Annotated in this window: 28 protein-coding genes and 1 pseudogene; 22 read left to right on the forward strand and 7 right to left on the reverse strand. The window is 41.2% G+C overall.

Annotation, left to right across the window (positions count from 1 at the left end; all coding sequences use genetic code 11):
• Positions 1-15: 15 nt before the first annotated feature.
• Both LS684_RS09210 and LS684_RS09215 read left to right on the forward strand, forming a co-directional pair.
• A complete protein-coding gene (locus LS684_RS09210) occupies positions 16-501 on the forward strand; it encodes an RNA polymerase sigma factor (RefSeq protein WP_233811295.1) in 486 nt (161 codons plus the stop codon).
• On the forward strand, positions 498-1,169 hold the full coding sequence (locus tag LS684_RS09215; RefSeq protein WP_233811296.1) for a zf-HC2 domain-containing protein: 672 nt from the start codon (positions 498-500) through the stop codon (positions 1,167-1,169). The genes LS684_RS09210 and LS684_RS09215 overlap by 4 nt, the downstream gene beginning before the upstream one ends.
• 236 nt (positions 1,170-1,405) lie before the next feature.
• On the opposite strand, the gene LS684_RS09220 is transcribed toward LS684_RS09215, so the two are convergent.
• Complete coding sequence (locus LS684_RS09220) at positions 1,406-1,756, reverse strand: DUF4279 domain-containing protein (protein WP_233811297.1); 351 nt, start codon at positions 1,754-1,756, stop codon at positions 1,406-1,408.
• Between the two features lie 186 nt (positions 1,757-1,942).
• On the opposite strand from LS684_RS09220, the gene LS684_RS09225 reads away from it, so the two are divergent.
• From LS684_RS09225 to LS684_RS09240, 4 genes are all read left to right on the forward strand, one after another.
• Positions 1,943-2,995, forward strand: a complete 1,053-nt coding sequence (locus tag LS684_RS09225) for a site-2 protease family protein (protein WP_233811298.1) — start codon at positions 1,943-1,945, stop codon at positions 2,993-2,995.
• Positions 2,996-3,000: 5 nt separating this feature from the next.
• On the forward strand, positions 3,001-3,360 hold the full coding sequence (locus LS684_RS09230; protein ID WP_233811299.1) for an HIT family protein: 360 nt from the start codon (positions 3,001-3,003) through the stop codon (positions 3,358-3,360).
• Between the two features lie 108 nt (positions 3,361-3,468).
• Complete coding sequence (locus LS684_RS09235; RefSeq protein WP_233811300.1) at positions 3,469-3,942, forward strand: NUDIX hydrolase; 474 nt, start codon at positions 3,469-3,471, stop codon at positions 3,940-3,942.
• A gap of 167 nt (positions 3,943-4,109) precedes the next feature.
• Positions 4,110-4,529 carry a hypothetical protein gene (locus LS684_RS09240; RefSeq protein WP_233811301.1) on the forward strand — a complete coding sequence of 140 codons (420 nt, stop codon included), beginning with the start codon at positions 4,110-4,112 and terminating at the stop codon, positions 4,527-4,529.
• A 239-nt stretch (positions 4,530-4,768) separates the two neighbouring features.
• Here the strand turns inward: LS684_RS09240 and LS684_RS09245 are convergent, their stop codons facing one another.
• Positions 4,769-5,251 carry a hypothetical protein gene (locus LS684_RS09245; protein ID WP_233811302.1) on the reverse strand — a complete coding sequence of 161 codons (483 nt, stop codon included), beginning with the start codon at positions 5,249-5,251 and terminating at the stop codon, positions 4,769-4,771.
• 100 nt (positions 5,252-5,351) lie between these two features.
• Here LS684_RS09245 and LS684_RS09250 point away from each other — a divergent pair, with 100 nt between their 5' ends.
• The 6 genes from LS684_RS09250 (at position 5,352) to LS684_RS09275 (ending at position 9,896) form a co-directional block, all read left to right on the forward strand.
• Positions 5,352-6,404, forward strand: a complete 1,053-nt coding sequence (locus LS684_RS09250; RefSeq protein ID WP_233811303.1) for an LLM class flavin-dependent oxidoreductase — start codon at positions 5,352-5,354, stop codon at positions 6,402-6,404.
• 120 nt (positions 6,405-6,524) lie between these two features.
• Positions 6,525-6,926 (forward strand): VOC family protein, encoded by a 402-nt coding sequence (locus tag LS684_RS09255; RefSeq protein WP_233811304.1) that lies wholly within the window; start codon positions 6,525-6,527, stop codon positions 6,924-6,926.
• Between the two features lie 87 nt (positions 6,927-7,013).
• Positions 7,014-7,904, forward strand: a complete 891-nt coding sequence (locus LS684_RS09260) for a vanadium-dependent haloperoxidase (RefSeq protein ID WP_233811305.1) — start codon at positions 7,014-7,016, stop codon at positions 7,902-7,904.
• A 661-nt stretch (positions 7,905-8,565) separates the two neighbouring features.
• Positions 8,566-9,075, forward strand: a complete 510-nt coding sequence (locus LS684_RS09265) for a GNAT family N-acetyltransferase (RefSeq protein ID WP_233811306.1) — start codon at positions 8,566-8,568, stop codon at positions 9,073-9,075.
• 71 nt (positions 9,076-9,146) lie between these two features.
• Positions 9,147-9,629 (forward strand): glycine/sarcosine/betaine reductase selenoprotein B family protein, encoded by a 483-nt coding sequence (locus LS684_RS09270; protein WP_233811307.1) that lies wholly within the window; start codon positions 9,147-9,149, stop codon positions 9,627-9,629.
• A gap of 39 nt (positions 9,630-9,668) precedes the next feature.
• Positions 9,669-9,896, forward strand: coding sequence for a hypothetical protein (locus LS684_RS09275; protein ID WP_233811308.1), 228 nt, complete (start codon positions 9,669-9,671; stop codon positions 9,894-9,896).
• Positions 9,897-9,992: 96 nt separating this feature from the next.
• On the opposite strand, the gene LS684_RS09280 is transcribed toward LS684_RS09275, so the two are convergent.
• A complete protein-coding gene (locus tag LS684_RS09280) occupies positions 9,993-10,247 on the reverse strand; it encodes a hypothetical protein (protein ID WP_233811309.1) in 255 nt (84 codons plus the stop codon).
• A 162-nt stretch (positions 10,248-10,409) separates the two neighbouring features.
• Positions 10,410-10,580 (reverse strand): annotated as a pseudogene (locus LS684_RS09285) (IS110 family transposase); the annotation flags it as partial.
• Positions 10,581-10,935: 355 nt separating this feature from the next.
• Between LS684_RS09285 and LS684_RS09290 the strand changes: the two are divergent.
• Together LS684_RS09290 and LS684_RS09295 are read left to right on the forward strand one after the other, a co-directional pair.
• Positions 10,936-11,496 carry a sigma-70 family RNA polymerase sigma factor gene (locus LS684_RS09290; protein ID WP_233811310.1) on the forward strand — a complete coding sequence of 187 codons (561 nt, stop codon included), beginning with the start codon at positions 10,936-10,938 and terminating at the stop codon, positions 11,494-11,496.
• Positions 11,481-12,548, forward strand: a complete 1,068-nt coding sequence (locus tag LS684_RS09295; protein WP_233811311.1) for a DUF4030 domain-containing protein — start codon at positions 11,481-11,483, stop codon at positions 12,546-12,548. The genes LS684_RS09290 and LS684_RS09295 overlap by 16 nt, the downstream gene beginning before the upstream one ends.
• Positions 12,549-13,097: 549 nt before the next feature.
• On the opposite strand, the gene LS684_RS09300 is transcribed toward LS684_RS09295, so the two are convergent.
• Both LS684_RS09300 and LS684_RS09305 read right to left on the reverse strand, forming a co-directional pair.
• A complete protein-coding gene (locus LS684_RS09300; RefSeq protein WP_233811312.1) occupies positions 13,098-13,304 on the reverse strand; it encodes a helix-turn-helix transcriptional regulator in 207 nt (68 codons plus the stop codon).
• Positions 13,305-13,483: 179 nt separating this feature from the next.
• Positions 13,484-14,239, reverse strand: coding sequence for an ATP-binding protein (locus LS684_RS09305; RefSeq protein ID WP_233811313.1), 756 nt, complete (start codon positions 14,237-14,239; stop codon positions 13,484-13,486).
• Positions 14,240-14,346: 107 nt separating this feature from the next.
• Between LS684_RS09305 and LS684_RS09310 the strand changes: the two genes are divergently transcribed.
• Complete coding sequence (locus LS684_RS09310; protein ID WP_233811314.1) at positions 14,347-14,769, forward strand: VOC family protein; 423 nt, start codon at positions 14,347-14,349, stop codon at positions 14,767-14,769.
• Here the strand turns inward: LS684_RS09310 and LS684_RS09315 are convergent.
• Entirely contained in the window at positions 14,766-14,966 is a 201-nt protein-coding gene (locus tag LS684_RS09315; RefSeq protein ID WP_233811315.1) for a YjzC family protein, read from the reverse strand. The genes LS684_RS09310 and LS684_RS09315 overlap by 4 nt on opposite strands.
• A gap of 1,384 nt (positions 14,967-16,350) precedes the next feature.
• Between LS684_RS09315 and LS684_RS09320 the strand changes: the two genes are divergently transcribed.
• The 7 genes from LS684_RS09320 to LS684_RS09350 all read left to right on the forward strand — a co-directional run bounded on the left by LS684_RS09320 (position 16,351) and on the right by LS684_RS09350 (position 24,551).
• Entirely contained in the window at positions 16,351-17,241 is an 891-nt protein-coding gene (locus tag LS684_RS09320) for a LysR family transcriptional regulator (RefSeq protein WP_233811316.1), read from the forward strand.
• 260 nt (positions 17,242-17,501) lie between these two features.
• A complete protein-coding gene (gene fabG, locus LS684_RS09325; RefSeq protein ID WP_233811317.1) occupies positions 17,502-18,227 on the forward strand; it encodes a 3-oxoacyl-ACP reductase FabG in 726 nt (241 codons plus the stop codon).
• Positions 18,228-18,268: 41 nt separating this feature from the next.
• Positions 18,269-19,477, forward strand: a complete 1,209-nt coding sequence (locus LS684_RS09330) for an acetyl-CoA C-acetyltransferase (RefSeq protein ID WP_233811318.1) — start codon at positions 18,269-18,271, stop codon at positions 19,475-19,477.
• A gap of 359 nt (positions 19,478-19,836) precedes the next feature.
• Positions 19,837-20,277 carry a MaoC family dehydratase gene (locus LS684_RS09335; RefSeq protein ID WP_233811319.1) on the forward strand — a complete coding sequence of 147 codons (441 nt, stop codon included), beginning with the start codon at positions 19,837-19,839 and terminating at the stop codon, positions 20,275-20,277.
• A 68-nt stretch (positions 20,278-20,345) separates the two neighbouring features.
• Positions 20,346-21,572, forward strand: a complete 1,227-nt coding sequence (gene fabV / locus LS684_RS09340; protein ID WP_233811320.1) for an enoyl-ACP reductase FabV — start codon at positions 20,346-20,348, stop codon at positions 21,570-21,572.
• Between the two features lie 66 nt (positions 21,573-21,638).
• Positions 21,639-23,234, forward strand: coding sequence for an acyl CoA:acetate/3-ketoacid CoA transferase (locus LS684_RS09345; RefSeq protein WP_233811592.1), 1,596 nt, complete (start codon positions 21,639-21,641; stop codon positions 23,232-23,234).
• A gap of 87 nt (positions 23,235-23,321) precedes the next feature.
• The gene (locus tag LS684_RS09350) at positions 23,322-24,551 is read left to right on the forward strand and encodes an MFS transporter (RefSeq protein ID WP_233811321.1); all 1,230 of its coding nucleotides are present in this window, start codon (positions 23,322-23,324) and stop codon (positions 24,549-24,551) included.
• Positions 24,552-24,651: the final 100 nt, after the last annotated feature.

The raw sequence follows: 24,651 nt of genomic DNA on the forward strand, positions 1-24,651 counted from the left end.
AAGGGAGGCAGCAGGGTGGAGGAATTTAATGAAGTGTACCGTCAGTATTTTCAGCAGGTATATCGGTTTGTCTTAACCTTGTGCCGAGATGAAAAGCTGGCCGAAGAGGTCACACAAGAGACATTTTATAAAGCATTTAAGAGCCTTGATCAATACAAGGGGAACTGTCAAATTCATGTGTGGCTAAGCCAGATTGCAAAAAATACGTATTTTTCCCATCTTCGAAAGCAGAAGCGATTGGATCCACTTGACCAGCAAGAAAGGGGAAGTGAGCTGAATGTTGAAGCTCTTTTGCAAACAAAAGAAGAGGCCTTTCTTGTCCATAAAGCCTTGCATCAATTAGACGAGCCTTACAAAGAAGTATTCACCCTTCGAGTATTTGGAGAGCTGTCCTTTAAACAAATTAGCGAGCTGTTTGGGAAGACAGAAAGCTGGGCAAGAGTAACGTTTCACCGGGCAAAACCGAAGATTCAAAGGATTATGGAGGAGGAGATTAGATGACAAAGGCTACCTGTGAGGTAGTAAGAGATTTGCTGCCGCTTTATCATGATGATGTGTGTAGCGCGGAAAGCAAACGTTTTGTAGAGGAGCATTTAGCTGGGTGTGAAAGTTGTATGGCGGAGCTTGCGGCCATCCAAAAGCAGGTTGAGGTAAAGGGGCCGTATGATGAAGAGAAAAAGAATATTGGAAGGTTTGCTGATTTTTGGAACCGCACAAAGAGACGCGCGTTTCTAAAAGGAATAGGGCTAAGTGCGCTTGTGATTTCATTCTTATTTTTAGGGTATTTCGGCTTGTTTCATTGGAATGTACTGACGGTGGCAACGGAGGATGTTGTAATTGAGGATGTAAGTCAACTAGCGGACGGTCGACTCGTGTATTATACTGAGATTACTGATGGTTTTCGCCTAACCCAGATTCAATACGACCTGGATGAGGAAGGGAATTTTTACTTAACTCCGAAGCGGCCATTCATTAAGAAAAAATCAGAAGCTCCATATATGCTAGAAAAAGGCTATGATACGTTTCATATCAAGGCGCAAGAAATGAATAGAGATGGCCAAAAGATTCAAGCGCTCTATTACGGTACGCCGGAGGACCGAATCCTTATCTGGGAAGACGGCATGGACCTCCCTGCTGCAAGTGAAGAGATTGAGAGGGAGTTTGAGTAGAGTTGGATATTAAAGGGGAGGGGGAACCTCCTTTTTTTGTGGGGAAAAAGTGCGATTCAGGGTGGATTTAGAGGATAGGGTGGTGCGAGTTTGGAAGTGGGGCTGTGTTAGGACAGAGATTGATGAGGAAATTGATTGCGAGTCCGAAGAGGTGTTGATTTCAGACAGGGAGAGGGGAAAAAGCGCCTGTCGAGTCCGAAGAGGGGTAACTTTAGACAGGAGAAGGGTGTTCACTATTATTCCCCAATCGGATGAGCATCTAAGTCAATGTCAAAGTCGGCTTTGATACGGTTGGCAAATTCGATTACGGGATGTTCTAAGTGAAATGAGGGGGTATTGCCATTGTTAATAATGATTACGATAGTGAACCTGCATTCAAGGGCAAATTCTCTTTTGAGATCGTTGATTTGTGATGATTTGTTGTGTAGCTGTTGAATGACGTGCTGCAGCACCTCATTTACATCGAGGGATTCTTGGTAGACGGTCCCAAACTGCCATGAAGAATAGGTTTTAGATAGATTCTCTGTTCCACTGATTTTTCTGATAAAGTCGCCTTTTCGATAGCTTTTTGTTGGGAGGATGTCCAATCGTTCTGTAACGAGTTCTAGAGGGAAATCTTCTCTGTATATCTGTATAGGCTGAAATAGACCATGATTTCGGTAGGGACCAATTTGCTCACTCCTTTGCTTGATTCCAATATAGAAGGTTCTTTTATGAAAAAATGTAACCTTTTCCTGCAGTAAGCGTACTAATATTTGGAAAGGAGAAAGTAGATGAAAAAGATAACGAAGCCGGCGAGTGTGACTGTTCTGTTCGCCATTTTTATCATTGTTCTTCAATTGACACCGTTTGGGGAACAAGCTGCCTATGTTGGAGCGATGTTTTTATTATTGTATTTGACATTATTCATCCATGAGCTAGGGCATGTGATGTTTGGGATCTGGTCGGGGTACCGATTTCATTTTTTGACAGTTGGCCCCATTACTATTGAACATACGGACCGTATTCGTATGAAGGCAAATGATAGCTGGTTTTTAGTAGGAGGGGTGGCAAATTGCTCTCCGCAAACGACGAATATACATACGATTGTGAAAAAGCATAGACACTATGTGGCCGGCGGTCCGATCTTTTCGCTTGGTACAGCGGTAGTGTGCTTTCTTGCCGGTAGTTTCATAGATTCGCTTTATGTGAGTTATTTCGGTTTATTTCATTTGCTGATTTTTGCGGTAACGATTGTGCCGTATAAGGGAGCGATGAAGTCAGACGGACGAGTCATTTATGAGCTATCAAAAGGGGGCAAACAAACGGAGGAATTTATAATCTCCCTTTTATTCATGCAAGAAATGAATTCACCGATGCTTCCAGAGAACTGGTCAAAGGAATTATTGGAGAAAGCCAAATCGCTAGAGCCGACGGTTGATCATATGGCGGTAGGGTATATGCTTTTTTACTATACGTTCATGAAGGAAGGATATGAGAAAGCTTCCAACCTCCTTGAACCATTTAAAAACATTCCTGTCACAAAGGAGAATAAACTAGGGCTGCAGTTTATCCACCATATCAAGCAGCTAGATTTGGTGATGAAGGGCGTTTACGATACGGCTAACATCAGCCGTTACCATCAATTACTAAACCCATTTGAACCGATTAGCTATAAACGAAGTCAAGCAATCCAAGCAAAACTCGCGGGAAATCATGAGCAAGCGGATACGTTATTTCAAGCATTATTAGAGGAAATAGAAAAGGGGAAACCGTTTTTTGGGTTTTTATATGTAGAAGAGCAAGTGACCCATGCTGTATATAATAAAATCATGGTACAGGAGTGAATTTAATGGCAAATGGTGTAGAGGATTTTTATTGTGATGAAGTGTTAAGTGGGAATACCCCAGTTGAAAAGGTTTTCGAGACCGAGCATTCGTTAGCGTTTTATCATACAAGGCCTTTTTATGAAGTACATATTGTGGTTATTCCGAAGAAACATATCAGTTCTTTGATTGATATCAACAGCGAGGATCAAATGCTATTTCAAGATTTGCTCTCTGTAATTCAAATGGCTGCTAAACACGTTAACGAGCAATATGGAGCATGCACGGTCGCTACGAATTTGGGAGACTATCAAAGCAATAAGCATCTTCATTGGCATGTACATTATGGAAAACGCACGAAATTCTTAGATGGGCCATGGTGTTAAGGGTGAATCGTTGGTTGGAAAAACCCTGTGATAGCGTACAGTTTTTTTAGCAATTTTAGAAATTGACTGTTTTGGTAGTAGTTTTATTAGGAAAAAAGAGGTGTGTGAGTGGAGTATTATAAGGAGCTTCGAAAATATGTGGGTCATAGACCTTTGATTTTACCAGGATCGGTGGTATTGATTGTCAATGATTCGAATGAGGTGTTACTTCAGCAAAGGGTAGATGGCAACTGGTCGCTTCCAGGCGGATTGATGAACTTAGGTGAGAGCTTGGAGGAAGTTGCACGGAGAGAGGTGCATGAAGAAACAGGCTTAACCTGTCATGACTTAAAGCTACTGGGCGTATTTTCTGGGGCAGATTATTATTTGAAAGTGGCAAATGGTGATGAGCTGTATGCGGTGACAGCCGTTTACTTATCTAGAAATGTTAGCGGAAACCTTAAGTTGGATGGATTAGAATCCATCGCATTAGCCTATTTTCCATTATCCCACTTACCTGAAGGAATGATTCCATCCTATCGTCGCTTTATTGAGCCATACATGACTGAAATTGAAGGGGGACACATGGATGAAATTCGTTGATACCATATCTAGTTTTCTCTCTCATTATGAGCCTTCGATTGCTTTTCTTAAGAGAATATTATCAAAAATATCCTGATATATATACAGAGTACTTTACTTATCATTGTAAGGATACCGAGGAACGTCCTCATCTTTCGATTTCCAAATATTCTTAAGCTTTTTCCGATATGGAGTTCGTCTACGAGAGGATAATCCCTATCATTGAGGAAATTGAAAAAGCGTATAAATGGCTATATGATGTGTCATTTCCGATAGAAGCTCGTCTAATTGTTGGCGGAATCGGTTCCAATGCGTATGCACAACAGGCTGTTCTCCTACATTTAACATTTGCTTTGGAAAAAATATCTCCAGAGCCTGGGCATATCCAGGCGATTGTAGCTCATGAATTTGGACATGTTACACATAATCTCCTGTCTAATCGTGCTTCAATGGAATGGAATCAAATCTCTTGGAGCAGCCCGCTCATTAGGTTATTCCAAGAGGGAGTAGCAACACATTTCTTAAGAAAAACAACCCCACATCTAAAGCCATCAATATATTTCCCTTTGATGAAAATGGAGAGGAATGGCTTTAGTTCTGTGAGCTGAACAAACGAGAAATTTTTCTGAGTTTTTCGAGAAATCTAGCAAGTGAAGATTCGAATACAATTCTTCAAGAATAGTTTTCGATGAACGGCGGAAAGGCTTATGGGTTGGGCTGATGTTCAAGGCTATGTGAGAAATTTTGATAGCTACATTGTAGAAACCTTTCACCCAAACGTAGATGGGGAGGAAGTGGAGAACTATTTGCCAATTGGATAAGGTAAAAAAAGAGCATAAAGCTCTTTTTAGCGGAACCGAAATATGAACTTTTTTCTGCTTGCCCATTTGTCAAAAAACATTTGAAACCCATATAAAAGGGAAGATTCGATTAAGAAGGTTATCGACATTTGCAGTTTGGTCATTTTTACAATCGACATATAGCCAATTTTTTTGAACCAATCCAATAATACGTAGGTGAAGAAGCTATCAATGATAAGATTCGTGATAAAGAATCGCGTAAAGTTTCCATAAGTCAGTTTGAGGATCCAAAGGGAACCTGCGAAAAAAGGGCCGAATAAAAGTGGAAATACTCCTAAGAAATTAGGAATGTTGTGAAAGTGGAACCACCACCATTTTTCCTTTTCTGCCACCATGCACTCTCCGATAAGGTAGACCATGATTGATACCGTCGCAGGAAGAAACCGCTTAAACGCTTTCGAGCCTACTAATGGGAGAGACAGCCATGGGAGCACGAGCATTAATAGAACGTATATATTTCTTCTTTTCATTGTAAGACCTCCTATGAGAACCGATGCTTTTAGTTTACTTTAAGTAAATAAATGTATACATTTAGATAAAAGGAACTATGGATTGCAGGAGGATTTGAAAATGGAGTTAGGGATCAGCACGTTTGTCGAAACAACCCCTGATGTGAAATCAGGAGAAATGATGAGCCATGCTAAGCGTATTCGGGAAGTCGTAGAAGAAATTGTGTTAGCTGACAAAGTGGGACTCGATGTATATGGAGTAGGGGAACATCATCGCGTGGATTTCGCAGCGTCTGCACCGGCGATGATTTTAGCCGCTGCTGCAGCTCAAACGAAGCGGATTCGTTTAACTAGTGCGGTCACCGTACTCTCTTCCGCGGATCCAGTGAGAGTGTTTCAAGATTTTGCTACGCTCGATGGGATTTCGAATGGACGTGCAGAGATTATGGCAGGGAGAGGTTCATTTATCGAATCCTTTCCGTTGTTTGGTTACGACCTACACGATTATGATGAATTATTCGAAGAGAAGCTTGAGCTGTTACTTAAGCTTCGTGACTCGGAAAAAGTGACCTGGCAAGGGAAGCACCGTCCGGCGATTCAAAATTTAGGTATCTACCCAAGACCTGTACAAGAGCCATTGCCCGTCTGGATCGGAAGCGGTGGTAATCCTGAATCGGCGATGAGGGCGGGGACACTTGGACTTCCTCTTGTATTAGCAATTATTGGAGGTCAGCCCACTCATTTTGAGCCCCTTGTTCGACTATACAAAAAATCTGCTGCACGGGCAGGTAAGGATGTGTCGAAGCTGACGGTAGCCTCGCACTCCCATGGATTTATTGCAGAAACGAATGAGTTAGCAGCTGAGCAATTCTTTCCATCAACACAGGTTGTGATGAATCAGCTCGCTCGCGAAAGAGGCTGGGCACCATATACACGTGCCACCTTTGATGCAGCCCGTACACTAGAAGGCGCCCTATATGTCGGAGACGTCGAAACAGTCGCAGAAAAGATCATCTACCTCAGAAAGAATGTAGGGATTACTCGGTTTATGCTTCATATGCCACTTGGAACCATGCCTCATGAACAGGTTATGAATGCTATTGAACGTTACGGAAAAGAAGTCGCTCCTAAGGTGAAGGAAGAAGTGGCCAAATGGGAACAAAAGCAAGCTTGATGTAGGCAGACTAAATCTAATGTGATTTAGTCTGTTTTTTCGTTACCTTCTTAATTGATGGCAGGAAATCCCATGCGTGATGTAGAATGAATGACCAAACGATCAAAGGAGTGATTTTCGATGTCACACTTTATCTCGCATATCGCTACGGTTGAAGTACCGGTGCGCGGATTAGAGGAGTCGATTGTATTTTATGAAGAATTAGTTGGGGCAGAGGTAGTGTTCAAAGGGGAAAAAAATGCGATGTTGTCTTTTCAGAAAAAAGGAGTGCCAACGATTTATTTAGTGGAAACGAAGACGAGCGGGGGGGCATCGTTTCTACATTCAGAAAATGGTGTTGAGCATAGTATCGTTGATTTCTATTCTCCTGACTTAAAAGGATTTTACAGTTTTTTACAAGAGAAACAAATCGAGGTGACCACCCTCAATGTTCATCCAGACAGTGGATTTGGTGGATTTGGGTTTAGAGATCCAAGCGGAAACCTCTTAGGAGTTACAAACGTTTTACACGAGCATCAATAAGAATTTCTTTGGGTTTCTAAACGTTTGTCTATACATTTCGTGACATCTGTACATAGGATGGAAGAAAGATGAAATGTGGTGATAAAAATGGAAGAAGTAAGCCCAAATTATTTGAACTGGTCGGACGTTCCATATGCTGGTGAGGACCATCCTCCCTCTTCTCCAGTTGAGCCGACTGCTGGGTCTTGGACGATGCATTATATACGTCCAACAAAACGGGGAGGATTTGAAACATTAGCTGGAAAGCCGATCCGTCTCGCCATTCAACATCCGAATCGAGTGGACTTTCAGCGAGAGTTGACAGACGTTCATCGGGCATTAGACCAGTTAACACCTCATCAAAAAACGCTGGCGGAATATTGGGGGGCAGGTCCTCCAACGAAGCAATGGACACCTATAGTGGATCGACTAATTGATACGTATCAAGTGGAAGCACCAAGAGCAGCACGAATCCTCGCTTGTTTTCATGCGGGAATCAATGATGCGTTTGTCGTCGCATGGACGTTGAAATATAGGTGGCTTGTGGCAAGGCCGAATCAGTATGATCAAGAATTAGTTACAGCGATATGTACGCCTGAACATCCAACCTATCCTTCGGGTCATGCAGTTGTATCTGGAGCGGCTGAGGAAATTTTAAGCTATTTTTTCCCTGCGGAAAGAAAACGAATTCGCGGATTTGCTCTTGAGAATGCTCAGTCGAGATTATATGGCGGTGTACACTTCCCATCCGATAATAATCAAGGCTTGCGAGTTGGGCGACAAATCGGAAGAGTGGTTGTAGATGAAATAAGAAACAATCGGGATTCGGACGGCCATATGATTGATGTTCCTTATCATAGGTCAAGGCATGCCGAGCTTATGCCACCACCATATGAGCAAGTGATTCCGTTCGATTTTAATGCACCGTGTAAGTCGCTCGTAGAACCGGCATATGTTCAGAAACCGACTCATTTGCCAAAGCCGAAGTTGTATATATAGGGAATGTTAGAGAGGCAATAAATCAGATGAATAGTGGTCACATGGTTGACGTAAGGGATGGAGATTAAGTTCTCGGTCTCTTTTTTTATGGGGCTTGTCGTTATTCATTCCAAGCTTATCGAAGGTATGACCGGAATCCTGGTTTTCAGGAAATACGTTTGCGACTATATCAGTGAGTTGCAAGGAGGTAAATCCGATGTCTATACCCGCTTGAACAGCCACAGCTGCCTATCCTTTCTCTGCTTCCTTTGTGAAGCCCATAGCATATTTCTGTATTTAGGTTATATGGAGCAAGCCCGCAGAAGCCAATGAAATCCCCAGTTTATTCATTGATCCTCCTGTTTAGCTTGTCGATTTTTTTTAACGACATGGATCATTGAATAATTCCTTCAACTTGTGTAAGTAATGACGCTGTCTCAGGTATGTATTCAAAAAAAACTAGGCTTTGATACGACTTCAACTAGGGCAGCTGTATCTTCTATTTGGTAAGGGGGTGTATAAATATGTTTCGTTTCAAGTTCGAATTCTTGATAAGAACGTATTGTTATTCATGGGCCCCTTTCCCTTCGTTAAATTATATGAAAATTGTGAATAATAGGCGGTTTTCAAAAAAGGATTTTTTTACTAAAGGTCGAATATCTTTCATAAAAGAGGTGCGAATATGGGTAAACCAATGGAAGTTAGGCCGATTGATTCGATAGAGAAGAATATAGAAGAGCTTTCAAACCTTCTTGTCTTAGTTGTAAATGAAGGGGCTTCAATTGGGTTTTTGCCACCGTTGTCCGATGTAGAAGCGGACGCGTATTGGCGTGGTGTGTTGGGAGAAGAGGTGACCTTACTTGTTGCCACGCTTAAAGATGAAATCGTAGGAACGGTTCAGGTTCACGCTTCAACGAAACCAAACGGCCGTCACCGAGTTGAAATCGCTAAGCTCATGACACATCCGAATTATCGAAAGCAAGGGATTGGCCGATTGCTTATGAATCATGCAGAGGATTTGGCAAAGGCAGGGGGGAAGAAATTGATTGTCCTTGATACACGAGAGGGAGATGCTTCCAACTTTCTGTATCAGAGATTAGGCTATACAAAGGCTGGAAAGATCCCTTCGTTTGCCTTATCAGAAAACGGGTCTTTAGATGCAACGATCATCTATTATAAAGAGCTTTATTAAGGAGTATTTTGGTAACAATCATATATACTAAAGCAAGTACCACTATCAACTGATGAAAGGAATGAACTCCCATGTCTGAAAAGCTAGATAAATTAGTGGAAGCCGTTCGGCGGATTTGGGTACCAGAATTTCAGCTCCAAAGCTTTGATTCAGCCCCATGGACACCGTTCACAAAGAAGCTAGAGGGCGCTCGCATCACCCTTATTTCTACAGCAGGCGTGTATGTGAAAGGCGATACTCCCTTTACTGATCATTATGGGTTAGGGGATCCATCCTATCGAGAAATTCCTCTTGAAACGGAAAACTCAAAGCTTGAGCATTTTCATGAGCATTACGATCATACGAATGCGTATCAGGATGTGAATTGTATTTTTCCATTAGAACGCTTGAAGGAAATGGAGAAAGCCGGCGCGATCGGCGCACTGACAGAATATCATTATAGCTTTATGGGCTATGTGCCTATTCCTCATCCATTGATGAAGCGGACAGCTCCCGATTTAGTTAAAAAGCTAAAGCTCCTGCAGACGGATCTAACCATCCTCGTTCCCACCTGACCGGTTTGTCAACAGACGGCTGGTCTAGTCGCACGCGTATTGGAAGAACATCAAATTCCGACTGTATCTATTACACTGTTTAAGGAAATGGCTGAGCAAATCAAGCCGCCAAGATCCTTGTTTGTTCGGTTCCCATATGGAAGTCCTCTAGGGCAACCCAAACAAGCCGAGCAACAGATGAATGTGCTGAAGGAAACCCTTGAATTGGCCATAAATGCCAAGGAACCAGGCACAATCAAAGAATCGTCGATTAAGTTTAGAGGATAATGTGTGATACCTGCCTGCATTTTGGGGCAGGTTTTTTTGGGACAAGGTGTCTGGGACAAGGTGTCGGGTACATTGTCCCGTTCCACATATATTAACTTAGCTAATAACCATGAAATAATCTATTAGTAATCCCGCAATTATCAACCCAATTCCTATTAAGAAGTGAACCTTCTTCTCATTGATCTCTGTTTTCTCAAGTAAATATATTGTTATTCCTATTGAAGCTAAGTATTGGATACTGTTAAGAAGATAATTGTCTTTGAAGAAAACTATATTAGGGAAATATTGATATATCCCTGAAACCAATCCAAATATAAAAAGCATCATCGGTATTCTTAATTTCCACTTCATTCTCTAACCCCCTCAACCTCTACTCTGTTAAACAATCTTTAATACAATTATTCTACAAAAAGTAATTTTTTCCCTTTAATATATTTTTACTTTCTTGGACAATGGGGTCAGGTACACTGTCCGAGTTGGAGTTGGGACAAGGAACCTGGTCCACCGCCCCACATAGAAAGTTTCGAAGCCATCTCTGGATTGAGAAACCGAGAAAGATTTTTGGAGCACTCGTCCTCGATCATCAATAAAACATGCGTAATGTGAATGCTTTGCAATATCGATTCCGATGACCAGCGTTTTTTCGGTGACTTGATTAATTTTGTGATTTTGTTTAAAATCCATTATGGAGTCCTCCTTGGTTACAAATTAGGGGTCATTTCGTCGACGATTTGACACCCCGTATCATACCGAGAGGGCTCTTTTTTGTTTAGTCCTCGAAAATCCTTTTAACAGGAATGCTCCTTTTAGGTTTGGTTGTAGCTGGATTTTCTATCTTTAATGAAAAACAAAATCTCAAGTTAAAGAAAGAATAAGTTATTTAAGTAACTTGGGCTGAAACGGAGCAAAAAGGGAACGTCGAAAATCAGACGTTTCCCTATTTTTTTGCCAGGAAAATTTACAAAGCTTTTTAAAAAAAGGAACCTAACCAAAGGTGGCTTCGTCTAACGTATGGAAAGGAAGGAGGCCATTCGTTCACGTGAATAGAAAAGAAAAGCAATCATTCCCTCCTGAGCCGCATGATAACGAGGCAATACTTGTCTGGTTGATGGAGGAATATGGGGATATGGTCATTCGGCTAGCCTTTACATATGTCAAACAAAAGGAACTAGCTGAAGATATTGCCCAAGAAGTATTTATTAGCTGCTATAAACATGCTCATTCCTTTAAAGGGAATTCAAGTTATCAGACATGGGTATATCGTATTACTGTCAATAAGTGCAAGGATGTATTAAAAAGCTGGTCATTGAAAAATATCTTTTACAAAGAAATTTCTAAAGTTTTGCATTTCAGCCCTGTCATCGACGAAGAAGATGTGGAGAAATTAGAGGAAAAGGAAGCACTATTTAAAGAGGTGCTAGCTTTGCCGGTAAAACATCGAGAGGTACTGATTCTTCATTATTATGAAGACTTGTCCGTACATGAAATAGCTGACTTGCTAAAGGTCAATAGCAATACTGTCAAAACTAGACTACACCGAGCGAGAGCCAAATTAAGAGGATCATTGGAGAAAGGAGCGTTTTCTTGGAAAATCAATTAAGAAACTCCAAACACAATGCCATTTTAAACAACATTCATTTTGATGAAAAGAACAAGCAACATGTGTTACAAGCGATTCACGAGCCGTCAAAAAAGAGAAAAAACCCTTATATGAAAAGGATTGTGTATGGGGGAGTGGCCTTCGCATCTTTGATCTTATTCCTGATTGGTGGGTCGTATATTTCCCCCACAATAGCCAATGTAGCGGCGAGTATCCCATATATTAGCCAATTTGCTAAGGAAGAGAAGGTGAGAATGGCCGTATTTGAAGTGGTATTCGATATAAGCTCGAAACAGAAATACAATGTGAGAGATGTGGAGGTTAAGGTCTCTGACCGAACCATCAGCTACGCGGTTGCAGAGGATGTGTCTGCAAGCGAAAAAGAGGAAATCATCGAAACGCTTTCGGCAGCATTAGAAACGGAAAAGCTAGGAAGCTATGAGATTACCGTTTCTAAGTACAAAGGCGAGTCCTATGAACATAAAGTACAAGAGCTCACACCAAAAGAGGAGCAAGAAATCGAGGAGTACATTAAGCTGAGTGAGAAGCTGGAGAAACAAGTTTTACAAGCACTTAATGAGCATAACTATGTGCCCGCATTTCCTATTGAGGTACGTGTAAATAAGGTTGAAAATTTCTTGTATGTGGCTGTTCCAAATACAGAAAGTGAAGCACGAATGGTTGAACTAAAGGACATGTTGAAATCAATCACAAAGGACTACGGGGAGTTCAGAATGAGAATCACGCAAATTGACCTGAAAGCCCGTGAACAGGAGCTACGCTGGGGCGGTATTGTTCATACGATTGGTGATGCCCTAATGGCGGAAGACCATCTGAAGGTGCGAACCTATTCGTACTCTTTCCATCCTTATCCGCTTCAGCTAACCATTAAAACCACAATTGATTCTACCAATTCAAATGCTGAAGAATTAGCAAAGCAAATCGAACAAGAAATCAAAGACTATATTCAATTTGATGAACAAACAAAAGACATTCGAAACGATCCGTATCATTTAACCGTATTGAGTAAGGATAAGAAGAAATTGAATTAGGAAACAAACAAACACCCGTACAATTGGACGGGTGTTTGTGCGTTGCGTTGTGTGAATACTTGCTATAACGGAATTAGATGGTGATTTTTTTACGTAGCCAATGAAGATTTTTATGTTGTTAGAAGCTGGAATTTTGCAACAAAAGGAAAAGAACTATAAGTTCAAAAAATATTAATATTTTTTACTAAAAATAATTAACATACTAGAATAACTAATAAGAAAAAATGTAATGGCTATTTTCAATATATCAATTAGTTGAATGGAGATATTATTCATGGAATCTATCAAAATTGAGAGTCCCAGCAACATTAATAAGAATAAACTTGAATAAGACGTTGATTTAAGTTTTATTACTTTTGAGCGCTCGTCATTGTCTTTTAAATGAGGATAAGCAGTATATTGCGAAAAAGAAAGTACGGCCATAGATAAAAACAACAAGTTGTTATAATTAAACATATTACTGTTTGTTAAAAATGTTGACACTAAGACTGAAATAAACATGAAGAAAAATAAAATACTGCCTATCAAAAATAATTTTCGGTTCATATGTTATTCATCCTCCTGATTCCAAAGGAAAATTTCTTCAATTGCTTGATTAAATTCGTTGGCAATCTTAAATGCAAGTTTTAAAGAAGGTGTGTACCGATTCTTTTCTATTGAAATGATTGTTTGCCGAGATACCTTCAACAGTTTAGCTAGTTCCTCTTGGGATAGATTCCTTATTTTTCTCAGTTCCTCTAGTCTGTTTTTCATCATTTAATACCTCACTTATTATTTGAGGAGAACATCTATATTTATTGTATAGTAAAGGAAACTTTACGTAAAGTTTCCTTTACAGCCTGAAACAGGGACAAGGAACCCGGTACCTTGTCTCGACAAAACAAACACCCGTACAATTGGACGGGTGTTTGCTTGTCAAGTGAGCGTATAGCTTGCTATATCGGTAATTGGATGGTGACTCGAGTGCCTTTTTGCTCCTTGCTATCAATGAGGATTCTGCCATTGTAATCCTTAATAATCGCATTACAGATTGTGAGGCCGAGCCCTGTTCCTGTTCCTTTCGTCGTGAAAAAGGGTTCATTAACTTTATAAAGATGCTGGTCTGAGATGCCACTACCTTCGTCAATCACGTGGATATTCAGCCAATTTACTTTATTTTCGGTCGTGATTAATACTTTGCCGCCGCGTTCCATTGCTTCAATGGCATTTTTAATAATATTGATAAACACTTGCTTGATTTGCATCTTGTCACAGGTAAATAACGCTTGCTCCATTGTGAAATCGGTCAAAATTTCAACGTTTTTTAGTGTCGCCTGCGGGGTTAGGAGAGTTATCACATCATTAATGAGATTGAGCAAATTATACTCCTGACACTGATAGGCTTGTGGTTTGGAAAGCGAGAGCATTTCCCCTGTAATTCGTTCAATTTTATCGATTTCATCCTTCATAATGCCCGTGTACAGTAGGCTATGAGGCGGAATTTCTCCTTCAATCAATTGCAGGAATCCTTTAATTGAAGTGAGTGGATTCCGTATCTCGTGGGCAATACCAGCGGATAATTGCCCAGCAGTTGAGAGCTTTTCTGTCTGAATGACATGCTTTAAATTTTGTTTCTGCTCGGTTACATCACGGAAAATCACTTGTAGGGAGGGGTTTTTGTCTACATAAAAAGGCATCACAATGCGGGACAAGGGGTCAGGTACACTGTCCCAGTTATGGAGGTAATTGGAGTGAAGAGTTAGCTTCTTGGTTGGGCAGGGTGTTTAGGAAACCAGATAGAACGAGAGGGAGAATGGTATTGAAGAATTCATTGTTAAAAGGGGTGGAGGGGGTATTTATCCCTGTAAAGAACCCTGCTGTATCTGCAGAGTGGTATGAGAGAGTTCTAGGGTTTAGTCTTGTCTATATGGAGGAAGAAGCAGCGGTTATGGAATTTTCATCCCCTTGGGAAACCGTTGTTTGCTTGGTGAAAACACCGAATCATCAACCGATGAGCTTTCCAAAAAATTCGTTTGGGGTTGGAAAATACTTTAATTTTATTCCGACTAATTTGGATGTAGTCTATCAAGTTCTAAAAGAGAAAAATGTGAAAGTAGGAGCTATTGGAGGAGAAGGCAGGACCCGCTTCTTCACCTTTTATGATCCAGATGGCAATCCGCTTGGAGTTTGTCAAAAATGGGGTGAGACAAGGGACCGGGGCCCTTGTCCGTCTAATCATTAAGCATAGGAAGTCAAACGCCAATAGGCTCCTTTGTCACATGAGTTGACGGGCGGGAAGACTTCACCAGAATCTAATCTGATCTTATGTTCCTCTGCAGTTGGTGCTGGTGTTTGTGTTCCATCTGTATACCCGTCCCACTCATAATAGGCATTAGCTGTGGAAGTTTGTCCAGTTTTGAAACGTTCACTAGCAGCCATTATGATCACCTCCTAATTAATATCGCTTTCATATCACACTTATTCCACGATTATTAATTGTTAAACCTTTTTTTGAAAAGTGGGGGCGAGTAATCTGGTCCCGTGTTTCCTCGCGCCACTTCGGATAGAAACCCCACTTATTCTATGAATCTTGTTCGAAGAGGGTGTAACTTCGGACAGAAAGTGCGTAAAATTAATGAAACGTGTCGGAAGAGGGGGGAACTTCGGACAGAAAGCGCGCAAAATCAAAGAAACGTGTCCGAAGAGGGTGTAACTTCGGACAGGAAGCGCCAAAAATCAAAGAAACGTGTCCGAAGAGGGTGTAACTTCGGACAGAAAGTACACAAATTCAAAGAAACGTGTCCGAAGAGAGGCATACTTCGGACAGAGAACTCCTATTTTCGGTGATATCTGTCCGAAATGGGGCAAACTTCGGACAAAGAACACTCGTATTCTATGAAAAGAGTCCGATGAGGAGAGGCCTTCTCTTTCAACCTGGGACAAGGAACCCGACCCCGTGTCCCCCGGGACAAGGAACCCGACCCCGTGTCCCCCACCCGCCAAATTTGTCATTTTTTCGCCGCACATGTTGTCTGTTCTTCCTATACAATGAAGGTAGTATTTTTCCAATAATCTAGGAGTGTCTATTTATGAGGGAGCTTTTACATAAGTGGGACAAGGGGTCAGGTACTCTGTGTCGTTCAAGGGCAAAGAGTGAAAGTCAACGGCTTGAGGGGAATGTACTTCTTGCTTTCTCAGCTTTTTTGATTAAGCGGGCAAGCTGTTTTTGGTTTGTCAGTAGGAGGGATAAGCAAGTAAGCAAGCCGGAACCATGTCTGTCCTATCATTTTGTCATAGCCTTTTGGAAAGACCGCCGCCTATGGAGCAAGTGTAATAATTGATTAGAGTTAACAAAATTGGAGTAAATTTATAAGAAGTCTTCGGAAATCGTGTAAATACCAGAAAACCGATTGTCGCCAAAATTGATGTGGAAGTGGTATGCCCTCCATACCTGTAGGTGAAATAGTTTACAAGATTAATGATAATAAAATTGACGCTGATAACTCGATTGGTTTTCTAGGATAGTATACGAAAAGATGTTTTAAAAAATGCTTGCTAGGCATGAATGTGTGTTGAGATGAAGAGTTTACATTGTTAGGTCGTGCCAAAGGGTACGGTCTAATAAGCATTACCTTCAAGCTACTTTTACAGTATAAGGAGTATATTTATCGAAGAGTTCAGCAACAAAATCTCTCTTTATAAGGTACGTTTTACCTTTATTAGTTATTGTTTTTAATCCGTTTTTCGGAAAAACGTCTTATTTTTTCAGTGGTCTTATACGGGACCTCTGTTATATGAAAATAAATTTTAGGAGGCAACAAGTATGGATATTCGACAGTTGACCTATTTCATGGAAGTAGCAAGAGAGGGGAGTTTGACTGGAGCTTCAAAGATTCTTCACATTTCTCAGCCAGGCTTAAGCAAGGTTATCAAGAACCTTGAAAACGAGCTGGGGGTTTTGTTGATTGACCGTTCGGAAAAAACGATTCAACTAACTGATGCAGGCCAAGAGCTCTTTCATCAGTCTCAGAAACTCCTCTCAGAGTATGAAGCATTAACGGAGGTAATTCGGGATACTGAGCAACTGAAAAGAGGGCATGTTCGGGTTGGCGTCCCGCCGGTCATTGGGACTTCCTATTTTCCTTCACTGATCGCTGGCTTTCGTGAATTGTATTCTGGGGTGACTCTGACGATTGTTGAGGAAGGGGCCAGGTCGGTCGCAGACAGGGTCGATGAAGGGTCAATTGATGCAGCCGTAGTCATTCTACCTGTGTGCTCGACGAAGTTTGAAATTTACCCGATTGTTACAGATGAGAACAAATTGATTGTACATACGAGCCATCCGCTCGCTAAAAGAGAGTTTGTTAGTTACGAAGACCTTGAAGATGAAAATTTTGTATTGCTTAATGAGAATTTTATGCTTCATCATCATATCCTTTCTGCATGTAGGGAGGCAGGATTTGAACCAAAAATAACCTTCAAAAGTAGCCAATGGGATTTTCTTGCAGAATTAGTTGCCATGAACCAAGGAATATCAATCCTTCCTCGGCCAATTTTAGAGAGGTTTAACAGCCAGAAGATTGTTCAACTACCAATTAGACATCATTCGGTCAAGTGGGAGATTGCCATTATCCTAAAAAAGGGGAAATATCAATCCTTTGCTCTTAGAAGATTCTTAGAATTTGTTCAAGAAAACATCCAAAGATCGTTCTAAAACACGTTAAAGACTTTGACGATCATGTGTCAAACACAATCAAATTTTGTCGAAAACGTTTCTACTATCAAACTAATAAAAACAACCTTGACCTGTCGTAGCAGCAAAATCACGTTAAATTATTATAGTTTGTGAAACCCATCATATTTAGTTATGGATAACATAACTTTCATGTATTTCTCTTCTGAATGATTTAGCAGTATTCTAAATTTGCAAGAAGAAAACAACAAAATAGAGGTTCTGAAAGGGAGGCAATTTAGATGAATCGCATGGAAGGAAAAATTGCTATCGTAACAGGCGGTGCACGTGGTATTGGACGCACGGTATGTGAAACATTTGCTAGAGAAGGAGCGAAAATGGTTTTCGCACTTGATATGTTTTCTGGAGATTACTCAGGAGAAAATATCACCCATATTGAACTTAATGTAACTGACAGAGAGAAGATTGCTTCATTCGTTGAACAAGTAAAAAATAAGTATGGAAAAGTAGACGTACTGATCAATAATGCAGGAATCACCAAAGATGCTTTACTTCAGAAAATGGATGAAAGCATGTGGGATGTTGTAATTGATGTCAACCTTAAGGGAGTTTTCAACCTTACTCAGGCGATTGCTCCAATCATGATGGAACAAGGACAAGGTTCGATTGTTAATATATCATCTGTTGTGGGTGAATACGGAAATATTGGTCAGACAAACTATGCCGCAACAAAAGCGGGAGTCATCGGCATGACCTATACATGGGCGAAAGAGTTCACTCGCAAAGGTGCTGCTGTCCGTACGAATGCAATTGCTCCCGGATATGTCATGACTGAAATGATGGCAACTGTTCCAGATAAGGTGCTTGACCCAATTAGACAGAAAACGCCGCTTGGCAGACTAGGCGATCCACAAGAAATTGCAAACGCTATTCTTTTCCTTGCTAGCGATGAATCAAGTTATGTAAACGGTCATGTCTTATCTGTAAATGGCGGCTTAAGACTATAATAAATGTAAGGTTTTGATGTAAGGAAAGGAGTGTGGAAGGAATGAGTAAAGTATTCATCGTCTCAGCAAAGCGGAGCCCGATTGGCAGGATGCTAGGTGGACTATCGGCTGTCCCTGCAGGTGAATTACTTGGACAGGTTATGAAGAGTGTTCTTGCTGATACCAATATGAATCCGGCGAATGTGGACGAAGTAGTGGTCGGGCATGTTCTTACAGCTGGACATGGACAAGGTGTAGCCAGACAGGCAGCTGTTTTTGCAGACGTTCCGAAAGAGGTTCCAGCCTATTCAATCAACATGATCTGTGGCAGCGGAATGAAATCAATTATGACAGCGTACAACACGATTAAGGCAGGATCGGCAGAAGTGGTTTTAACAGGTGGCGTTGAAATGATGTCACAAGCTCCATTTGTGATGAACGGCCTTCAAGGTAGAAACGGCAACAAATTGGGTGATATGAAACTAACAGATACCATTGTTGGTGATGCTTTAACAGATGCTTTCCATCACTATCATATGGGAATCACGACTGAAAACATTGTTGAACGATACGAAATCACCCGTGAAATGCAGGATGAATTCTCTTGGAAATCGCAACAAAAAGCCATTTCTGCAGTCGATTCAGGACGTTTCAAAGATGAGATTGTCCCAATTGAAGTTAAAACACGTAAGGGAACGGTGATTGTCGATACAGATGAACATCCGAACAGGGGTACATCCTTGGAGAAAATGGCCACTCTTAAGCCAGCCTTCAAGAAAGATGGCACGGTGACGGCTGGAAATGCTTCAGGCATCAATGATGGTGCAGCTGTTCTCTTGGTGGTATCTGAAGAAGCAATGAAGAAGTATGGACTTTCACCAATGGCAGAAATCATTGGGATTGGGCAAGGCGGAGTGGACCCATCTGTAATGGGCCTAGGACCAGTGCCTGCAATCAAAGATGTCATGGGTAAAGTGAAGTTGGATTTTACAGACTTAGAACTAATTGAGTTGAATGAAGCTTTCGCTGGACAATCACTTGGTGTCATTCATGAGCTGAAAGAACATTTTGAAGTAACAGACAGCTGGATGAACGAACGTACGAACGTAAACGGTGGGGCCATTGCTCTAGGTCATCCGCTTGGAGCTTCAGGAGCGAGAATTACCACTACTCTACTGCATGAAATGAAGAAAAAGAAAGCTGACTATGGTCTGGCATCTCTCTGCATCGGTGGAGGAATGGGGACAGCGATTATTGTAAAGTCCGTCTAAATAATTAAATGATACAAATGAAATTGAATAGCGAGCCGTTGACCTCAAAAAGGCGTAATTAAAGATTTTAGGGAAACTAAAAAACTATCAAAAACAGCGATTAATCTGCAAAATACGGCAACTGTAATCTATCTCTCAAACTTACAGCAGTCTGATAGTTTTCCTGGTCATTCTCTTGATAGCTGTGGACTTGTAAGAATAGCCATAGACTCTGAATGAATGAATTATGATCTATATTACGCTTGTAGGGCAATGGACTTGCCAATTTCAGCGGATAACATGTGAATGAATGAACAAATTTTTTTCATAAAGATTGTGAAAGTATGAACAAACTTTAACAGAAAGAAAAGGTGATGATCATGACAAAATTACAAGAGCATACTGGGAAGAAAGCATCTGAATTAGTTGTTGGCGATAAAGCACATATGTCGAAAACAATTTCCGAAAGTGATGTATACATGTTCGCTGGCATCACAGGGGATTTCAATCCAGCTCATATAAATGAAGAATACGCAAAAGAAACACCATTTAATACACGAATTGCACATGGAATGCTAGGAGCTGGAATGATATCAGCGGTACTTGGAATGAAGCTTCCAGGTCCTGGGACAATCTATCTAAGCCAAGAGCTATCCTTCAAGAAGCCAGTCTTGATTGGCGACACCATTACGGCGGAAGCAGAGGTAGTGGAGTTAGTTGATAAAGGGAAGTTTGTGATTTGTGAAATCACAACTCGCTGTATGAACCAGCATGATGAAGTAGTAATCGAAGGAAAGGCAAAGGTTATCCCACCTAAGTAAGGTAAGAACCTTTCAGAAGTAGTAAGGAACATAGTTTGATAAAACAAAAAATGATGGAGGATCGAAACATGACAACAACAGAACAAACACTTCCTAAAGTAGCTATTCGACCAGTATTGAAAGGGAATATCGCTCGCGCTGCACACCCATATGGATGTGAGGCAGCTATAAAAGAGCAGATTGCTTATGTAAAAGAGAACGGCAAGTTTGAAGGTCCGAAAAAGGCATTGATTCTTGGAGCATCTTCCAGCTATGGACTTGCTTCACGAATCTCACTCGCGTTCGGTGCAGATGCAGATACAATAGGTGTTTCATTTGAGCGCGGAATCACTTCTCCAGAGCAAACTGGTACTGCTGGATGGTGGAATAATATCTTCTTTAGACAGGAAGCAGAAAAAGCAGAACTGACAGCAAAGAACTTCATCGGTGATGCCTTCTCGAAAAAAATGAAAGACGAGGTTATTCAATATATCAAGAATGAATTTGGAGGAAAGATTGATATTTTGGTGTACAGCCTGGCATCCCCAAAACGTATTGATCCTAAGACAGGTGATGTCTACTCATCTTGTATTAAATCGATTGGAGATGAAGTAAAAGACTACAGTATCAACCTAGAAAAACAAGAAATTTTTGAACAGGTTGTTGAACCGGCTACGGAGCAGGAGATTGCAGACACAGTAAAAGTAATGGGTGGAGAAGATTGGGAGCTTTGGGTAAATGAGCTTATGGAAGCTGGCGTCCTTGCGGAAGGGTTTAAGACCGTTCTGTATTCCTACCTTGGGCCAGAAATCACAAGGCCATTCTACAGTGGAGGTACACTAGGACGTGCAAAAGAACACGCTGCTGAAACATCCAATCGAATGGATAAAGTCCTAAAAGAGAAGCTTGGCGGAGAATCTGTGATCTGCGTGAGCAAGGCTGTAACTACAAAAGCAAGTGCAGTTATTCCAATTCTTCCCGTGTACGCAAGTGCCCTATATAAGGTCATGATTGAAAATGGTGTACACGAAACACCGATCATGCACAAGCATCGTTTCTTTATGGATATGTTGTATGGAAGCAAACGAGAATATGATGAAAAAGGCTATCTGCGTCCAGATTCTTGGGAACTGCGTGAGGATATCCAGGCGAAAGTAAAGGAAATTGTCGATCAGGTAACACCAGAGAACTTCCGAGATCTGACAGCAGTGAATATTTTTACAAAAGAGTTCTTGCAATTAAATGGTTTTGAAATCGCTGGAGTCGACTATGAAGCAGAGGTAGACCTTGAGGAGCTTCGAGTGCTACTGCCTTAATCAATTGAATAGCTATACAGCTTGTTATTAAAACAATGATGTTGAAAGGGGAAAGCAGTTATGGGTATATCTAAGCAAATATCTGCAAAAGAAGCAGCCGAGTTAATCTCTGATGGAGCCACATTAGGAATAGGTGGATTCATTGGGACAGGTGTTGCCGAAGAGATTCACCTGGAAGTAGAGAAGCGTTTTACTGAAACAGGAAAACCAGAAAATTTGACGCTCCTGTATGCAGCGGGAATCGGTGACGGGAAAGAAAAAGGGTTGAACCATTATGCACATGAGGGTCTAGTAAAAAAAGTAATTGGAGGCCATTGGGGACTAGCGCCAAAACTTCAGCCACTTGTTGCGGCTAATAAAATTGAAGCATACAACCTGCCTCAAGGTGTGATCTCACAGATGATGCGAGACAGTGCAGCTGGTAAACCAAGAACGATTACACATGTTGGCTTAGGCACGTTCGTCGATCCTGATGTGGATGGAGGCAAGCTGAATGATGTAACAACAGAAAATATTGTTGAAAAGATTTCATTAGACGGGAGTCAATATCTTGCATATAAGACACAAAAAATCAATATAGCCATCTTAAAAGGAACGGAAGCGGATGAGCTCGGGAATATCTCCTTTGGAAAAGAGCCACTGACTCTTGAAGTATTGTCCATTGCCATGAATGCAAAGAATAATGGTGGTCTTGTCATCGTACAGGTTGAGAGAATGGTCAAGAATGGCACGATCGACCCTAAATTAGTGAAGATTCCTGGTATTCTAGTAGATTATGTTGTGGTTGTCGAGAATATTGAAAATCATATGCAGACGTTTGGTACACAATATAATGAAGCATTCGTCCGTAGTGACATCGTTGTGAAAAAGGAATCTAAAGTTTATCCGTTGAATGAGCGCAAAGTGATTGCCCGCCGTGCGGCAATGCTACTGAGTTCAGATAAGAAAGTCCTGAATTATGGCATTGGAGTGCCGGAAGTAATCGCAGAGGTACTTCGAGAGGAAGGGCAGGAAGAAGGGTTCATTCCGACGATTGAACCGGGTGCAGTTGGAGGCACACCTGCTGGCGGGCTTGACTTTGGATGCACGGTTGCTCCTCAAGCAATCATTGATCAACCATATATGTTTGATTTTTATGACGGTGGTGGGATCGATGCGGCTTTTCTTGGACTCGCACAATGTGATGAGCAAGGGAACATTAATGTTTCCAAATTCGGTCCAAAAATAGCTGGCTGTGGTGGCTTCATCAATATTACTCAGAATGCAGGAGAGCTAGCTTTTTGCGGTACCTTCACTGCAGGAGGTCTGAAGGTCAATGCACAGAACGGTCAACTTCAGATTCTTCAAGAGGGAAAAGCAAAGAAATTCATCAAGAGTGTGGAACAAATCACTTTCAGTGGAAATGTAGCACGTGAAAATGCAAAGAAAGTCCTCTATATTACAGAACGTGCCGTGTTTGAACTTCGTCCTGAAGGATTAACATTGACTGAAATTGCTCCAGGAATCGATATTGGAAAAGACATCCTGGATCAAATGGATTTCACACCTATCATTGCAGAAGAACTGAAAACAATGGATGAACGGATTTTTATGGACGAGCCTATGGGTCTTAACTTTGAAAATGAAAAAAAAACAGAAGCCTTTACTCTCCAATATGCCTAGGCTTTGAAGTGTAATAGATAAATAAAAAAACAACAAATAGGACGGGGGGAATAGACCTCCCCCCAACATGTGAAAGAAGGTATTGATATGAACCAACTCAACAATCGAAAAGGGTTTTTAATGATTGCTGTACTATGGTTTGCGTATGTAACGTTTGCAATGAACTGGGTAGCTGGATCTTCCTTGACGCCGCAAATAACCAATACATTTTTTGGTGGTCCTGTTGACCCACTCATTTCTCAGGTGGTGAATTACTCCATCACAACAGCACGTGTCTTTGCCAACATCCTTGCTGCAGTCCTTCTTATGAGGCTTGGACCAAAGAAGGCGGCAAGCTTAGCGATAGGATTCCTGATGATGGCACTAGTAGCAATCTATCTTCCAAATTATTGGGGGTACACTTTAGCACGTATGGTCATGGGATTGGGAGGATCAATGGTTATCGTCTATATGAACCCAGTTGTCGGCCGTTATATTACAAACAGTCAATTAAAACTTCGCATTACAGCATTGAATACAGTTTCTTATAATGTGGGAGCATTCATTGTCTCATTACTGTTTACTTTTTTTGCAGCACAGCTTACACAGGACTGGAAACTAACAATGACCATCTTTGCTGGTATTACTTTGATTATTTTCATCGCTTGGTTGTTCATGGCAGAGAACTTTGATACTCAGTCTACAAGCACTGGAGAAGTAGTGGATTATGGATACAAGGATGCCATTCGGGACTCCTTCGTTTGGAAATACGGTCTTGCATTTAGCGGATTCCTTACATTGTACATCTTGTCCCTTGTTAGCTTGAAACCTGTATTTGAACAATATACCGAATTAAGTGGTTCTCTAATCAATCTGCTTGTGTCAGGAGCAGGTATTTTAGGAACTCTTGCCGGAGTGAAAATTGGAGCGAAAGGCACCCCAAGGAAAAAAATCCTACTGTTCACAGGAGTAGTGATGATCGGCTCTTTTGGATTAACCATTGCACTTGGAAATATATTACCAATCGCATCTTATTTCTTCGCCTTTGTTTCAGGATTTGCAATGTTCATTCAATATCCGATATTCATGAATCTTCCGCATGAGATGAAAGGAATGTCGCCTCATAAGTTAACGATTATATTCGGTTTGTTCTGGGCAATCGCTTATGCAACCCAGACAATCATTACCATTGCTTGGAGTGCGATACTTGGGTCAGCAGGATACGTCCCATCAATGATTTTTTTCCTCGCAGCTTCATCTTTATATCTAGTATTTACTGCTATTTTGCCAGAAACCAAACCAAAACAATCGATTCAAATCAAACAAAATGTTGCGTAAAAAAGTTTGCCTTCTCCCTAGTGGATAAGGCATTTTTTTATGCTTTGGGACAAGGCGGGACAAAGCGGGACAAAGGGTCAGGTACACTGTCCCAGTTATG

It is taken from the genome of Cytobacillus spongiae (assembly GCF_021390075.1).

Coding starts and splice junctions, on each gene's coding strand:
- fabV (WP_233811320.1), top strand. CDS start 20,346: ATGACAACAACAGAACAAACACTTCCTAAAGTAGCTATTCGACCAGTA.
- LS684_RS09270 (WP_233811307.1), top strand. CDS start 9,147: ATGTCTGAAAAGCTAGATAAATTAGTGGAAGCCGTTCGGCGGATTTGG.
- LS684_RS09250 (WP_233811303.1), top strand. CDS start 5,352: ATGGAGTTAGGGATCAGCACGTTTGTCGAAACAACCCCTGATGTGAAA.
- fabG (WP_233811317.1), top strand. CDS start 17,502: ATGAATCGCATGGAAGGAAAAATTGCTATCGTAACAGGCGGTGCACGT.
- LS684_RS09335 (WP_233811319.1), top strand. CDS start 19,837: ATGACAAAATTACAAGAGCATACTGGGAAGAAAGCATCTGAATTAGTT.
- LS684_RS09350 (WP_233811321.1), top strand. CDS start 23,322: ATGAACCAACTCAACAATCGAAAAGGGTTTTTAATGATTGCTGTACTA.
- LS684_RS09300 (WP_233811312.1), bottom strand. CDS start 13,304: ATGATGAAAAACAGACTAGAGGAACTGAGAAAAATAAGGAATCTATCC.
- LS684_RS09225 (WP_233811298.1), top strand. CDS start 1,943: ATGAAAAAGATAACGAAGCCGGCGAGTGTGACTGTTCTGTTCGCCATT.
- LS684_RS09230 (WP_233811299.1), top strand. CDS start 3,001: ATGGCAAATGGTGTAGAGGATTTTTATTGTGATGAAGTGTTAAGTGGG.
- LS684_RS09330 (WP_233811318.1), top strand. CDS start 18,269: ATGAGTAAAGTATTCATCGTCTCAGCAAAGCGGAGCCCGATTGGCAGG.
- LS684_RS09315 (WP_233811315.1), bottom strand. CDS start 14,966: ATGGCTGCTAGTGAACGTTTCAAAACTGGACAAACTTCCACAGCTAAT.
- LS684_RS09320 (WP_233811316.1), top strand. CDS start 16,351: ATGGATATTCGACAGTTGACCTATTTCATGGAAGTAGCAAGAGAGGGG.
- LS684_RS09240 (WP_233811301.1), top strand. CDS start 4,110: ATGGAGTTCGTCTACGAGAGGATAATCCCTATCATTGAGGAAATTGAA.
- LS684_RS09215 (WP_233811296.1), top strand. CDS start 498: ATGACAAAGGCTACCTGTGAGGTAGTAAGAGATTTGCTGCCGCTTTAT.
- LS684_RS09265 (WP_233811306.1), top strand. CDS start 8,566: ATGGGTAAACCAATGGAAGTTAGGCCGATTGATTCGATAGAGAAGAAT.
- LS684_RS09255 (WP_233811304.1), top strand. CDS start 6,525: ATGTCACACTTTATCTCGCATATCGCTACGGTTGAAGTACCGGTGCGC.
- LS684_RS09260 (WP_233811305.1), top strand. CDS start 7,014: ATGGAAGAAGTAAGCCCAAATTATTTGAACTGGTCGGACGTTCCATAT.
- LS684_RS09245 (WP_233811302.1), bottom strand. CDS start 5,251: ATGAAAAGAAGAAATATATACGTTCTATTAATGCTCGTGCTCCCATGG.
- LS684_RS09280 (WP_233811309.1), bottom strand. CDS start 10,247: ATGAAGTGGAAATTAAGAATACCGATGATGCTTTTTATATTTGGATTG.